The sequence below is a fragment of the Aquimarina sp. KJ22-3 genome (assembly GCF_055808215.1).
In genome coordinates this window covers 1,287,629-1,301,012 of the sequence record NZ_CM147859.1, presented here as the reverse complement: position 1 = coordinate 1,301,012, position 13,384 = coordinate 1,287,629, and the positions used below count along the sequence as shown (strand labels likewise).

General features: G+C 35.5%; 10 protein-coding genes and 2 pseudogenes. 10 read left to right on the top strand and 2 right to left on the bottom strand.

The window, feature by feature from the left end; genetic code table 11:
* The first annotated feature begins 101 nt into the window (after positions 1 to 101).
* Entirely contained in the window at positions 102 to 2,273 is a 2,172-nt protein-coding gene (locus AC0L3Q_RS05680; RefSeq protein WP_473285696.1) for a polyribonucleotide nucleotidyltransferase, read from the top strand.
* An 82-nt stretch (positions 2,274 to 2,355) separates the two neighbouring features.
* Here the strand turns inward: AC0L3Q_RS05680 and AC0L3Q_RS05675 are convergent, their stop codons facing one another.
* Positions 2,356 to 2,751, bottom strand: a complete 396-nt coding sequence (locus AC0L3Q_RS05675; protein ID WP_473285695.1) for a hypothetical protein — start codon at positions 2,749 to 2,751, stop codon at positions 2,356 to 2,358.
* Positions 2,752 to 2,938: 187 nt separating this feature from the next.
* Here AC0L3Q_RS05675 and AC0L3Q_RS05670 point away from each other — a divergent pair, with 187 nt between their 5' ends.
* From AC0L3Q_RS05670 to AC0L3Q_RS05630, 9 genes and pseudogenes are all read left to right on the top strand, one after another.
* Positions 2,939 to 4,165, top strand: a complete 1,227-nt coding sequence (locus AC0L3Q_RS05670; protein WP_473285694.1) for a hypothetical protein — start codon at positions 2,939 to 2,941, stop codon at positions 4,163 to 4,165.
* 61 nt (positions 4,166 to 4,226) lie between these two features.
* Positions 4,227 to 4,784 carry an RNA polymerase sigma factor gene (locus tag AC0L3Q_RS05665; protein WP_473285693.1) on the top strand — a complete coding sequence of 186 codons (558 nt, stop codon included), beginning with the start codon at positions 4,227 to 4,229 and terminating at the stop codon, positions 4,782 to 4,784.
* On the top strand, positions 4,774 to 6,090 hold the full coding sequence (locus tag AC0L3Q_RS05660) for a hypothetical protein (protein ID WP_473285692.1): 1,317 nt from the start codon (positions 4,774 to 4,776) through the stop codon (positions 6,088 to 6,090). The genes AC0L3Q_RS05665 and AC0L3Q_RS05660 overlap by 11 nt, the downstream gene beginning before the upstream one ends.
* Before the next feature lie 230 nt (positions 6,091 to 6,320).
* Complete coding sequence (locus AC0L3Q_RS05655; RefSeq protein ID WP_027395748.1) at positions 6,321 to 7,184, top strand: sigma-70 family RNA polymerase sigma factor; 864 nt, start codon at positions 6,321 to 6,323, stop codon at positions 7,182 to 7,184.
* A 201-nt stretch (positions 7,185 to 7,385) separates the two neighbouring features.
* Positions 7,386 to 7,793: a BLUF domain-containing protein gene (locus AC0L3Q_RS05650; protein WP_473285691.1), complete on the top strand. Its 408-nt coding sequence runs from the start codon at positions 7,386 to 7,388 to the stop codon at positions 7,791 to 7,793.
* Between the two features lie 49 nt (positions 7,794 to 7,842).
* Positions 7,843 to 8,505, top strand: coding sequence for a ribulose-phosphate 3-epimerase (rpe, locus tag AC0L3Q_RS05645; RefSeq protein ID WP_473285690.1), 663 nt, complete (start codon positions 7,843 to 7,845; stop codon positions 8,503 to 8,505).
* Between the two features lie 11 nt (positions 8,506 to 8,516).
* On the top strand, positions 8,517 to 9,647 hold the full coding sequence (locus AC0L3Q_RS05640; RefSeq protein ID WP_473285689.1) for an AraC family transcriptional regulator: 1,131 nt from the start codon (positions 8,517 to 8,519) through the stop codon (positions 9,645 to 9,647).
* Positions 9,648 to 9,728: 81 nt separating this feature from the next.
* Entirely contained in the window at positions 9,729 to 11,489 is a 1,761-nt protein-coding gene (locus AC0L3Q_RS05635) for an FG-GAP-like repeat-containing protein (protein WP_473285688.1), read from the top strand.
* A 154-nt stretch (positions 11,490 to 11,643) separates the two neighbouring features.
* Positions 11,644 to 12,614, top strand: a pseudogene (locus tag AC0L3Q_RS05630) (YpdA family putative bacillithiol disulfide reductase).
* Positions 12,615 to 12,664: 50 nt separating this feature from the next.
* Here the strand turns inward: AC0L3Q_RS05630 and AC0L3Q_RS05625 are convergent.
* A pseudogene (locus tag AC0L3Q_RS05625) lies at positions 12,665 to 13,374 on the bottom strand (Bax inhibitor-1/YccA family protein).
* Positions 13,375 to 13,384 lie beyond the last annotated feature (10 nt).

Below are 13,384 nucleotides of genomic sequence, written 5' to 3'. Positions count from 1 at the left end.
GTCCGTCCGAGTGAAGACGGAAAACCAATGTTTAATTAGGCCTATAGCACATTTCAGAAAATGAAGTGAAATATGATATGGGCACGAATCAAAAACAAATTATGATTCCACAAGTTTATAAAGAGGTTATCGACCTAGGTGATGGAAGACAAATCACCCTCGAAACCGGAAAACTAGCAAAACAAGCTCACGGGTCTGTTGTTGTTCAAATGGGTAAGGCAATGCTACTTTGTACAGTTGTCTCTTCTTACGATCCTTCTCCAGTAGATTTTTTACCATTAACTGTTGATTATCGTGAAAAATTTGCAGCTGCCGGACGTTATCCTGGTGGTTTTTTCAAAAGAGAAGCTCGCCCAAGTACAGAAGAGATTCTTACCATGCGATTAGTGGACCGTGTATTACGCCCATTATTCCCTAAAGATTATCATTCTGAAACACAAGTCATGATACAGTTAATGTCTCATGACGAAGATGTAATGCCAGATGCTCTTGCAGGTTTGGCAGCTTCTACAGCAATTCAACTTTCTGACATTCCTTTTGAAACTCCTATTTCTGAAGTACGAGTAGCGAGAATCGACGGTGAGTTTGTAATCAACCCTAGTAGAGCACAATTAGAAAATGCCGATATCGATTTAATGGTAGGTGCATCTGCTGATTCTGTTGCCATGGTTGAAGGAGAAATGGACGAAGTTTCTGAGGAAGAAATGACAGAAGCTATTAAAGTCGCTCATGAAGCTATTAAAGTACAATGTGAAGCGCAAATTCGTCTAGCCGAAGCTGTTGGTAAAAAAGAAACCAGAGAATACGAGCCAGAAGCGCAAGACGAAGAATTAGAGAAAAAAATATACGAACAAGCGTATCAAAAGTGTTATGATGTTGCGAAGCAAGGTTCTTCTAAAAAAGAAAGAGGTTTAGCTTTTTCTGAAATAAAAGACGAAATCAAGGCACAGTATACAGAAGAAGAGCTTGAAGAAAAAGGAGATTTAATTTCTAAATATTTCGGAAAAGCTCATAAAGAAGCCGTAAGAAACCTAACACTGGATGAAGGTATTCGCCTTGATGGACGTGCTACTACTGACATTAGACCGATCTGGTGTGAGGTAGATTACTTACCTTCTACCCACGGTTCTTCTATTTTTACCAGAGGGGAAACTCAAGCATTAGCTACAGTAACTTTGGGTACATCAAGAGAAGCTAATGTAATTGATTTACCAACCCAACAAGGAGAAGAAACCTTCTACTTGCATTATAACTTCCCTCCTTTCTCTACTGGAGAAGCAAGACCATTAAGAGGTACATCCAGAAGAGAGGTAGGTCACGGAAACCTGGCACAACGTGCATTAAAAGGAATGATCCCTGAAGATTGTCCATATACAGTTCGTGTAGTATCTGAAGTATTAGAATCAAACGGTTCTTCTTCAATGGCTACCGTATGTTCTGGAACTATGGCATTAATGGATGCTGGTATTAAGATTAAAAAGCCAGTATCAGGTATCGCGATGGGATTGATCTCTGATGGAGATAAATATGCCGTATTATCTGATATCCTTGGAGATGAAGATCACTTGGGTGATATGGACTTCAAAGTAACAGGTACAGCTGATGGTATTACTGCTTGTCAAATGGACATCAAGATCAAAGGACTTTCTTACGAAATCCTGGTAAAAGCTTTAAAACAAGCTCGTGATGGCCGTTTACACATTTTAGAAAAGCTGACTGATACTATTGAGACTCCGAATGAATCTGTTAAGGCTCATGCGCCGAAGATGGTGAAAATCACTATTCCAGAATCATACATTGGAGCAGTTATTGGTCCTAGCGGTAAAGTGATCCAGGAGATGCAGAAAGAAACAGGTACTACTATTGTAATCGAGGAAGATGGAGAGCATGGAATTGTTGAAATCTTGGGTGTAGAACAAGAAGCTATCGATACTGTAATCAGAAAAATCGAAGCCATTACTTTTAAACCTGAAGTAGGAAGTGTTTACGAAGTAAAAGTGATTAAGATTTTGGATTTTGGTGCTGTAGTAGAGTATATCGATGCTCCAGGAAACGAAGTTTTACTGCATATCTCTGAACTAGCTTGGGAACGCACAAATAACGTAACCGATGTAGTGAATATAGGAGATGTTATCGATGTAAAATACTTTGGTATTGATCCAAAAACAAGAAAAGAAAAGGTTTCTAGAAAAGCACTTTTACAACGTCCTCCTAGACCAGAAGGGAAGCCTAAAGGTGATAGAAAACCACAACATAATAAGAAACAAGATTAAATTTCTTATATTAATACTTAAAAAAGCCTTCTCGATCGAGAAGGCTTTTTTGTTTCATATTTACTATTCATTTTTACGATCGTTATTGAATACCATATCCCAAAAAGGCTAATCCTACTCCGGTTGCTACATACGATACAGGAAGTACTACAAAAGTTTTAAAGGGAGAAAACTTCAATCTTCTCAACTCCTGTATATCAGAAAACGGCACTTCCTGTTTTTGTTTATCAAATGTAACTACAACGATTCCGGTTTGTGTTTTATCCACGATAGTTACTCTTTTCTTAGACCATTCTTTGGTAGTAATTTTATATTTTTTGTTAAGGCTTATATCTTGATAAGCTTCATCCCCCATCTTTTTATAGGAATAACAGCCGGAAAACAGCAAACAAAAAATAAATAATAAAGGAACTATCCTTACCATAGGATTCCCAATCCTACGCAAGAACTTTGTAGATAATTTGTGTAATTTTCTCATAATTTAAAATTGTTTAGGCATTTAAATATAGACATTTAACCTTCTTCAGCAAAAAACAACTCATTAATAATAAGACACTTAACAAATTCATAAAGATTTTATCTTACCAAAATCAAAAGAAATCCATAACCCACGCAACCTTTTGAAAACCTCATGTCTATATAGATGTAAAATCAAAAATTAGGCAATGAAAAAAATAAGTTATATCGCACTAGCCTTATTATTCTGGACTTGTACAACAGAAAATGAAGCCATAGCACCAGAAACAAATAATGATGCTCTTCTTAAATTATTTGTAGAAGAAGGAACCACTTCAGATAGTAATAGAATATTTTATATAGTAAAAGGAGAAAATGGTGAACATCTGGCGTCCGGAGAACTTTTTAACCTCGATGAAATTGAATTAGTCACTGGTTCTTACTCTGGGGATAATATAGCCGTTAGCATTTTGAGGTATCGACAGCTAAGTAGTGAAGTTTCTATTATCACCTATTTAGATGTCCCAAAAAATAAATCTATTATCCTAGATGATCCCTTTACTCCTTTTCCACAATCCAGAACGCAGCTTCAACTAGGTAATTTCCCTTCCAATTTTGAAGAAATTGTTATCGCACAATCTGGTCGTTATTCTCCAGTAGATTTCATTTTCGAAGAGAACTTTTCATATTCATTTTTTGAGAGTACTCCAGAAATTGTGATCACTTCATTATTAAAAAATGAAACACCAACATATCAAACACTTGTGTTAGACCCCAACACACAATATAAAATCAATCTGAGTGAAGGCAAAGCAATGGAAACTTCTCACTCCATTAACGTTGCATTATCTTCTCCAGAAGGTTTTGAATACACCACTACAATTAGTGGAATAGCAACTCTTAATGATACAATTAAAGAAAATAATTACCGCCTATATCAGGATCGAAACACAATAATCTCTAACAATGAAATCCTTGTATATACCCCATCAATATTTGAAAATTTCAATTTAACCTTAAAAGCAACAAATCAAAACAACAGCTATATACAAGCAACATATGGTGCAATTCCTTCAAGTTTCGGTTTTATTAATCCAGAGATTTCTATCATCAATAGTGATCTAAGTAACTTTGATATCTCTACCCAAAGCAATCAGGTGTCCTATATTTTATCAAAATGGCACATAGAAAATACCATTGGTTTTTCCTGGAACATAGTTTCGCCGTCTACTGTAAAGGGCAGGTACAATCTTCAGGAATTACCAGAATCTATTGTAAATGAGATATCTTTACTACAGGATTTGAATACCGTTCAACTTGGCTCTGTAATAGCAACCAATACAGATGATCTTAATTATGATCTAAGCTTGGATCGTTTATTTAAATCGGATCAAACCAAAACCTTATTAAAATTAGCTAAAGAAATACATCTTTAATCCTTTATTGACGTGAAAGACATAAAAGTATAAAAACAAACATCTTAAACATCAGCATAGATTGGACTTAAAAAAGCTCATCAAAAAATGTCAAAAAAACAACCGAAATGCCCAGAGTGAACTGTTTCACTTATATAAAGATGTGCTTTTTTCTTTGAGTCTAAAATATTGTAAAAACTATACTGAAGCTGAGGATAATTTACAGGATACCTTCATTACCATATTCAAAAAAATAAACCAATATAATTTTAAGGGGTCCTTTGATGGATGGGTAAAACGTATAGCTATTAATAAGGCTATTGATAAATATAAAAAGTCTGGTACACCTGCATTACAGATTGATGAAAACAGAGTTGCGGATACCACAATAGAGCCCGAAATGGTAGATTTTCGTTTAGATGAATTACTAGTTTTTATACAAGAATTACCTGACCAATACCGATTAGTGTTTAGTCTATACGAACTCGATAATTATTCACACAAAGAAATCGCTACAATGCTCAATATTTCAGAAGGCACGTCAAAATCGAACCTTCATAGAGCCAAGGTATTACTAAAAACAAAAATAACTGCTTTACGAAATCCCCAAAAAAAAATTCTAGTACGTAATGAGCGATAAAAGAGATATCGGAAAAATTTTCAGCGAAAAGTTAAAAAACTTTGAAGCGGCTCCCAGTTCACTTAACTGGGAGGACATTGAAGCTGAATTACCTCCGCAGGGAAAATTTAAGATTCCATATTGGATCATTCCTTCAGGCGCGGTGTTGGTATTAAGCGCAACGATCCTTTTCTTTTATATATCGGATGGAAAAAAACCTTTGAATCCCTCCCCTGAACATCTCCAAATTGTCTTGCAAGAAGAACAAGAAATTTCAGATTGTGATGATCTTGTTTTGGAAACAGAAAACCACAACAATAATCAGCTCAACACTCCTACCGAAACCCAAAACGACATTAAAGTTACCCAAACACAACCTAATACCACTACTTTTGGTTCATCATCCACTGAAACTGCAACCCCATTATCAAAAGACAAAAAAACAGAGAAATCTGAGAATACCAACATAACTCAATACAAAACTAGCATCAACAATCATATTTCAGAAAATACCACAGAAACATCTCTAGGAAAAAGTTCCAACTCGGAAAACACAAATAACCAATATAATTTATTAAGTACAATTTTGGCTCAAGAATCAAAACTGGCATCTTACTATCCTAAAGGGGCATTGCTAACAGAGGATCAAATAATTCCTATTGATTCCATAAAAAGTGCTAAAACCTTCACTCCAAAATACAGTATTGGAATTCATTTAGCACCTACCTACCATCTATCCCCAGATGGGTCTTTGATTAGTGATAATTTGGTTCAAAATTCGAATACAGGTGACATTGGTTTTGGATACGGCATTGTTTTCAATGCTGGTCTAAGTAAAAGACTTTCTTCAAGAATTGGTTACAACCATTTCTCAATCAAAAATGAAGTTAAAGATATTACCCCTGCACAATTCCCATCAACGGTTCGAGACATTAATCCCAATGTCGGTATTGACACTTTAGCAACCAACAGTAGTCTTTCACAAAGAATTAGTTTTCACGAAATATCCATGGAGTTAGGATATCTTTTTATAGACAAAAAGGTACAAGCTTCATTTATTGGAGGATTGAGTTTTGTCATTCAAAACAGCAGTGAAATAAAACTCTCATCCCCTATGACCAATACTTCTCTTGGTAGCAACGACAAACTTCAAAAAACGAACTTTAGCATTAATTTTGGGACCAATTTCAAATATCCAATTTATAACAAAATTTATTTGAGCATCACCCCATTAGTAAAATATCAATTGCAAGATGCGAGTCAGAACCGAACCTCTTACCAGCCATTATATATACAGTTACAAACCGGGTTTTCTTATCAATTCTAGGGTTAAAAATCATAGCAGTACTACAAAATTGAAAAATAAATTTCTTTTTTCACATCCTTAAAATAAAGTGCAAAAACCCTGTAAGTAAAGGGAAAAGTCAACGACTAAGCTTTTGATAATTGATGGGAGAAAATAAAAATTAAACATTTTTGTAACATTTATGTAACATATTACGTATAAGTAATAAAGGCCCTAAATTATTCATAAATCAAAATTTCAAGAGAACATAGATGAGACAGCTGAAAATTACGAAGCAGGTAACGAATCGTGAAACTGCATCGCTAGATAAGTATTTACAGGAAATTGGTAAGGTAGATTTGATTACTGCTGATGAAGAGGTGGAATTAGCACAGCGTATCAAAGCTGGTGATGAGAGAGCACTTGAAAAATTAACAAAAGCCAATTTAAGATTCGTAGTATCTGTTGCTAAACAATATCAAAATCAAGGGTTAACACTTCCTGACCTTATTAACGAAGGAAACCTTGGTCTTATCAAAGCTGCTAAGCGTTTTGATGAAACTCGTGGATTTAAATTTATTTCTTACGCGGTTTGGTGGATTCGTCAGTCGATTCTACAAGCGTTGGCAGAGCAATCTCGTATTGTAAGATTGCCTTTGAATAAAATTGGATCTATCAATAAGATCAATAAGACCTATGCATTTTTGGAGCAATCACATGAGCGCCCACCAAGTGCAGAGGAAATTGCGAAGGAATTGGATATGACTATCAATGACGTAAAAGAATCAATGAAGAATTCTGGACGTCATGTAAGTATGGATGCACCATTGGTAGAAGGAGAAGATTCTAATCTTTATGATGTATTAAATTCTGGTGAATCTCCAAATCCTGATAGATCACTATTGCACGAATCACTTCGTACAGAAATTGAGCGTGCTTTGGAAACCTTAACACCTAGAGAAGCGGATGTAATTAGACTGTATTTTGGTCTTGGAGACCAGCATCCAATGACTCTAGAAGAAATTGGAGAGACGTTCGATTTAACACGTGAACGTGTTCGACAAATTAAAGAAAAAGCAATTCGTAGATTAAAACATACATCTAGAAGTAAAATATTAAAGACTTATTTAGGATAAATTCCTAAATTGCGGCTACAGACAGTTTTATAACATAACTGTTCGTTTTTTGATTGATGAATGACCTCCGGCTGATTACCGGAGGTTTTTTCTTTAAGTTATCTTTAACGAATTATGTGAAATTTTCTAGAAAAATTGCTCTTATCCCTAAACAATAGTTAAGAATATCGTAATTTAGAGGGTATCACAATTGCTCATACTATGAGGCATACTATATGCTATGTAAGTACCGTTAGCCCCGATGTATCCGACACCATGCTTTCGGAAATCATGGCGCACGTTAAACGGACCAATTCTCAATTAGATATTACTGGCATATTGATGCATTCTGAAGGGAATTTTTTTCAGGTTCTTGAAGGTGAAAAAGAAGTCATTCTCCCTTTATTTCATAAAATAAAAGAAGATCCCCGACACTACAATGTGATTAAAATACTGGATAAAGAAATCAACAATAACACTTTTACAGAGTATCACTCTTCTTTTACCGTAATTTCTAGTCAAAACAGCCATCAAGAACTACAACATTTTTTAAAAAGATTAAAAACCAATAACCCCGAACATTTTAAAAGCATATCGTATTTGACTCAAAAATTTATGAAGCTTTCCTAGGCTATAAATTGAAAGTTAAATAGTACTTTTGCGAAAAACAAATAATTTTATGGCTTCAAAACTTATTGCCCCATCTGTTCTGGCGGCGGACTTCGCAAATTTGCAACGAGATGTAGAAATGATCAATAATAGTGAAGCAGATTGGTTTCATATCGATATCATGGACGGCGTTTTTGTGCCCAATATTTCTTTTGGGATGCCAGTGTTACGGGACATTGTAAAACATGCCAACAAAACAATTGATGTGCACTTGATGATTGTAGAGCCAGATCGATACATCAAAACTTTTGCCGATCTTGGAAGCAATATCCTTACAGTACATTATGAAGCCTGTACACATCTTCATCGTACATTGCAAGCCATAAAAGCAGAAGGAATGCAAGCTGGTGTAGCGGTTAACCCTCATACCAATGTAAGTTTGCTCGAAGACACTATCAACGATATTGACTTGGTTTGCTTAATGAGTGTAAACCCAGGATTTGGAGGGCAATCTTTTATAGAAAACACCTATAAAAAGGTAAGACAACTAAGAGAGATTATCGATAGAAATGGTGCCAACACTCGTATAGAAATAGATGGTGGAGTAACCAACAAAAATGCTAAACAACTGGTAGAAGCCGGTGCAGATGTACTTGTTGCCGGAAGTTTTGTATTCAAAAGTGATAATCCTACTCAGACCATAAAAGAGCTCAAAGCAATTATCAAAACCTAAATAACTTCGTCATGCCTCAGGAATTATCTCCATCATTTGACACCTGGACTTCAATGTTCCTGTTAGTCAGTTCGTTTGGATTTTTCCTGAGCATCATATTAAGTCTTCATAAAAGAAGTAGAGCGCATAATCTACCGATTATCCTACTTATTTTAGGATTCTCCTTCATCCTCTTGCAATATGTCTTTTTTTGGACAAGATACCGGAGCATATACCCACATTTGTATTTTTTTGATGCGGTCTGGTATTTATCCTTTGGTCCTTTGGTATATCACTATATTACAAGGTTCTATGACAGATCCTTCAAAATAGGATGGTATCATTATGCCCCTGCCCTACTCTCTTTTGTATTGCATGCCATTTACTATGTAAAATCCAATGGTTTTCAAAATATACAAGACTATAATAACGAAAACCTGTTTTATTTTTATTGGTCTATCAAATCTCCTTGGTTGGCAGCCTTATCCTTGATTATCTACATTGTAATCATAAAAGATTTTATCTCTTTATATAAGGGAAAACAAACCTCAGAATTTGAAATCCTTAGAACAAAATGGATTCGTTTATTAATTAATTTGTTTCTGGTATTTACCATTTCTTATATCAGCTACTATACATTGGTTAGATTCCCCTTCTTTAATGTGGCCTGGGACTATGGAATTTCATTTTCTATGTCATTGGCCATATACGGCCTGGGATATATGGTGTATAAAGAACCTTCTATTTTTAATGGAGAGTTATTGGCTAATTTATTTATTAAAAACTCTAATCAGAATGAGTTAACAGAAGCCACAAAAAACGAATTTCACCAACAGCTACTCTCCTATATTGCAAAAGAAAAACCCTACCTGGATAATAACCTTAGGCTGGTTCATTTGGCAGATAAGATTGGCTTTTCCAGCCACACCTTATCTAAACTGATTAATGAAAAAGCACAAAAGAATTTTAATCAGTTTATTAATGATTATCGTTTGGAAGAAGCAAAAAAGATGCTTTTAGAAGATCCTGAAACCAGTATCAAAACTATTTATTTTGATGTTGGATTCAACAACAAAGCTACCTTCAATACTGCGTTCAAAAATAAATTCAACTGCACACCTTCAGAATTTAAAAAGCAAAACATGGTGGTTCAAGATAAATAAGAAGTAAAAAATTATAATTCTAAACCCTTTCTCCCCTGTTTTTGAAGAATTTAGAATCATCAATCTTTAAAACCTGGGCTTATGAGAGCGTCATTATTATTTATGTTTTGCAGTATTTCATTCACTGTTTTTTCTCAAAAATTTACATTAATTACAGATACCTCCAATCCTATTGTATCCGAACCTACAATTGGAGGCACCTATTTCGGAACTTCATGGACAGATATCGACAATGACCAATTGATCGACCTATTCTATGGAGGAACGATTTATAGAAATCTCGGAAAAGGGAAATTTGAAGTGACTTCGGGTAGTGATTCAATCCCTACGGCAACGGCCTTGGTAGGATGCAGTTGGGCAGATTATCAAAATGACGGAGATCTGGATCTGATTTACTCTCGGTTTTCTGCGCCTTCAACCTTACAAACACGAATATACACCAATGATGGTAATGGAAACTTTGAAGAAGCAAACACCATACTAAACACCATTAGTTCTGGTACATGGAGCACACAATGGTGTGACTACAACAACGATAGTTATCCCGATTTTATACTCACCTTTGCCGACGGCTTTTTGAATCCATTAAGTTTCCCAAATCGCTTGTATAGAGGTAATGCCGATGGTTCATTTACTGAAGTTACCGAGCCCTATGAGTTTCTAACCGAAAAAGCTGCGTATACCGTCTCCAACTGGACGGATTATGATGAAGATGGAGACACAGACTTGCTGATCGCTAGTGGTCCTGCTGCTGGCCCTGCAGGGATCAAACCTGATTTTTTATTCAAAAACCTACAGATAGAAACCGGACAAGAAGGGTTTGAAAAAATTCCCACTTCTGAGCTTTCATTTTCTGAAGACCCGCAAGATGGTCAATGTTATAATGCCATTGATTTCGATAATGATGGTGATTTGGATATTTGCTTAACCAACTATTCTGGCACCACCAACAAGTTCTATGTCAATAACTCTGGAAATTATGTAGAGACTAGTACTCCTTTTACAACGGCAAACAATCAAAATTTATCCAATGCATGGGGAGATTTTGATAACGATGGAGATCTGGATGTTATTATTACCGGATCCAATCCCAAAGGAAGTGGATACTATATCAACAATGGAGATGGGACGTTTACCGAAAGCGAATCTAATCTAATTAATTCCCTCACGGGCGGAAATTCTACGGGAACCACTATCGGAGATTATGACAATGACGGAGATCTTGATTTTTTTGTGGTGGGCAACAGCCTAAAAGGGCTATTCAGAAACGATCTTTTTATTAAAAATCACTTTGCAAACTTCAAACTTATTGGTAATCCATCAAACAAAGCTGCTTTGGGAGCGAGGTTAGTGCTCACCTCAAAAATAAAAGGAAAGACAGTAACTCAAAAAAGGGAAATTTCGGCTTCAAACACATTTATGGGACACAATAGTTTGAGAGCGCATTTTGGACTTAACAAATCTCCAAAAATAGACAGTTTAACCATTTACTGGCCTTCGGGAACTGTAGATACTTTCAAAAACCTAAGAGTGAATCAGTTCTATATTATCGAAGAAGGCAAAAAAAAACCGATTTCGCCACCGATTAAAGACATCAAAAAACGAATCATAGTATACCCCAACCCTGCAAAAAAAAGAGTAAAAGTTAAAGTAATCGGAGGGCAATCATCAAATCCGATAACCGTAAGGTTAAAAGGTAATTCTGGAAATCAATTAGTAGAAAAAACCTTCGCTCCCGACGAAAACATCATATTGGATACATCCGCATTTCCCGGAGGTAATTATTTTTTAGAAGTAGTCGTAGATGGAATGAGTACCGTTAAAAAGTTGGTTATTAAATAAACCTGTTCCTATTTCATCTCAAAAAAGGCAAGTTTTGTAATAGAACTTGCCTTTTCCCTTTTTAAAACTTTTAAAATTAGTAGTTTTAACCTGTATTTGGCGGTAAGAAAAGCTGTTGCGCAACGACAACTTTTCATAGATATTCTTTTTAGCAATGAAGCATATAGATTTAATAATTATTGGAGGTGGTCCTATCGGTATTGCCTGTGGGTTGGAAGCAAAAAAAACGGCATCGATTATCTTATTTTAGAAAAAGGTCCTATTGTGAACTCCTTATTCAATTACCCCATCAATATGCAGTTCTTTTCTTCATCTGAAAAGTTGGAGATTGATGATATTCCGTTTATCAGCAAGGAAGCCAAACCCAAACGCAATGAAGCATTAGAGTATTACCGAAGAATTGTAACTTCAAACGATCTCAATATCAACTTATTCGAAAAAGTAAATGAGGTAAAGAAGGAAGGAGATTCTTTCTCAATTACTACAGAAAAAGAAGCATACACAGCATCTTTTGTGATTGTTGCCACTGGTTTTTATGATATCCCAAACACGATAGATGTTCCCGGAGAAGAATTGCCAAAAGTATCTCATTATTACAAGGATCCTCATTTTTTTGCCAAGCAGAAGCTCGCCGTAGTAGGAGCCAGTAATTCTGCAGTTGATGCTGCTTTGGAATGTTACCGCAAAGGAGCCGAAGTCACCATGATCGTACGCGGACCAGAAATTGGAAGACGGGTGAAGTACTGGGTACGCCCGGATATCGAAAACCGAATCAACGAAGGAAGTATAAAGGCATATTATAATACCACAATCAAAGAAATTTCGAAAGATAGTTTAGTATTAGATACTCCCGATGGAGCACTGAGTATTGAAAATGATTATGTGCTGGCACTAACAGGATATAAACCCAATTTTGAGTTTCTACAGAAAATTGGCATCCAACTTTCTGATGATCAGAAATTATATCCACAATATAACGAGGAAACGATGGAAACTAATATAGAAAATCTATTCTTGGCAGGTGTTATCTGTGGAGGGATGGACACTCATATTTGGTTTATAGAAAACTCGAGAATACATGCCAAAACAATTTTGAGTACCATTTCTCAAAAAATACATCAATAAAAAAGCCAAACACTAAGTATTTGGCTTTGGTTATATAATTTTCTTGACAATTAGTCTCCGCTTAATCTCATTAAAATACTTAGGATATACCAAAAAAGTAGCATTAAGGAGGCAAACAAACCTAAAGAAGCTCCTACATATTGATCTTCGGCATATTTATGCACCATATTAGAGGTTTGATACAATATAGATCCCGAAGCCAATACAACCATTCCTGCGCTAAACCATAAGCCCAAGTTAAATCCAAATATCATCCCTGCTACGATCAATCCCAAGGCGATAAAAAATCCAATAGTTAATGCTGATTTTAAAAAGAAAAATCCTTTTTGGTAATCAAAACTATGGCAGATAACCCTGTAAATAGGGATAACGTAAGAATTGCCGCCTGGTAAAGGATATTCTCTCCTCCACTTTCAGCAATCATCATAGCAATCCCAATAAGTGGAATAAAAATAAAAGCTTCAGCAATCACATATAATAGAAGTCCTAGATATTGCTGATTGATATTGTGGTTTTTAAAAGCCATTCTCTCGGCAAAAGAAGTGGCCAGCATAAATCCTCCTAACATAATTAACCACCTGAACCCTTGTGTCATTGAAAACGCAAATTCTACAATAGCATCTACTTGAAAAAAGAACCATTCTACGATTACAAAAAGCAAAACGGCCATCGCCAAATGCGTGTATGTCTTTTTATAAAATGCTACTCTTTTTTCGTCCGATAGTGAGCTTACCGGTAATACTTGCTGAAATTCTTCCATATACTTAATA

Bases quoted from the DNA above. Each gene is read 5' to 3' on its own strand.
- AC0L3Q_RS05660 (WP_473285692.1), top strand. From the start codon at position 4,774: ATGAGCGATAAAAGAGATATCGGAAAAATTTTCAGCGAAAAGTTAAAA.
- AC0L3Q_RS05655 (WP_027395748.1), top strand. From the start codon at position 6,321: ATGAGACAGCTGAAAATTACGAAGCAGGTAACGAATCGTGAAACTGCA.
- AC0L3Q_RS05635 (WP_473285688.1), top strand. From the start codon at position 9,729: ATGAGAGCGTCATTATTATTTATGTTTTGCAGTATTTCATTCACTGTT.
- rpe (WP_473285690.1), top strand. From the start codon at position 7,843: ATGGCTTCAAAACTTATTGCCCCATCTGTTCTGGCGGCGGACTTCGCA.
- AC0L3Q_RS05680 (WP_473285696.1), top strand. From the start codon at position 102: ATGATTCCACAAGTTTATAAAGAGGTTATCGACCTAGGTGATGGAAGA.
- AC0L3Q_RS05650 (WP_473285691.1), top strand. From the start codon at position 7,386: ATGAGGCATACTATATGCTATGTAAGTACCGTTAGCCCCGATGTATCC.
- AC0L3Q_RS05670 (WP_473285694.1), top strand. From the start codon at position 2,939: ATGAAAAAAATAAGTTATATCGCACTAGCCTTATTATTCTGGACTTGT.
- AC0L3Q_RS05640 (WP_473285689.1), top strand. From the start codon at position 8,517: ATGCCTCAGGAATTATCTCCATCATTTGACACCTGGACTTCAATGTTC.
- AC0L3Q_RS05675 (WP_473285695.1), bottom strand. From the start codon at position 2,751: ATGAGAAAATTACACAAATTATCTACAAAGTTCTTGCGTAGGATTGGG.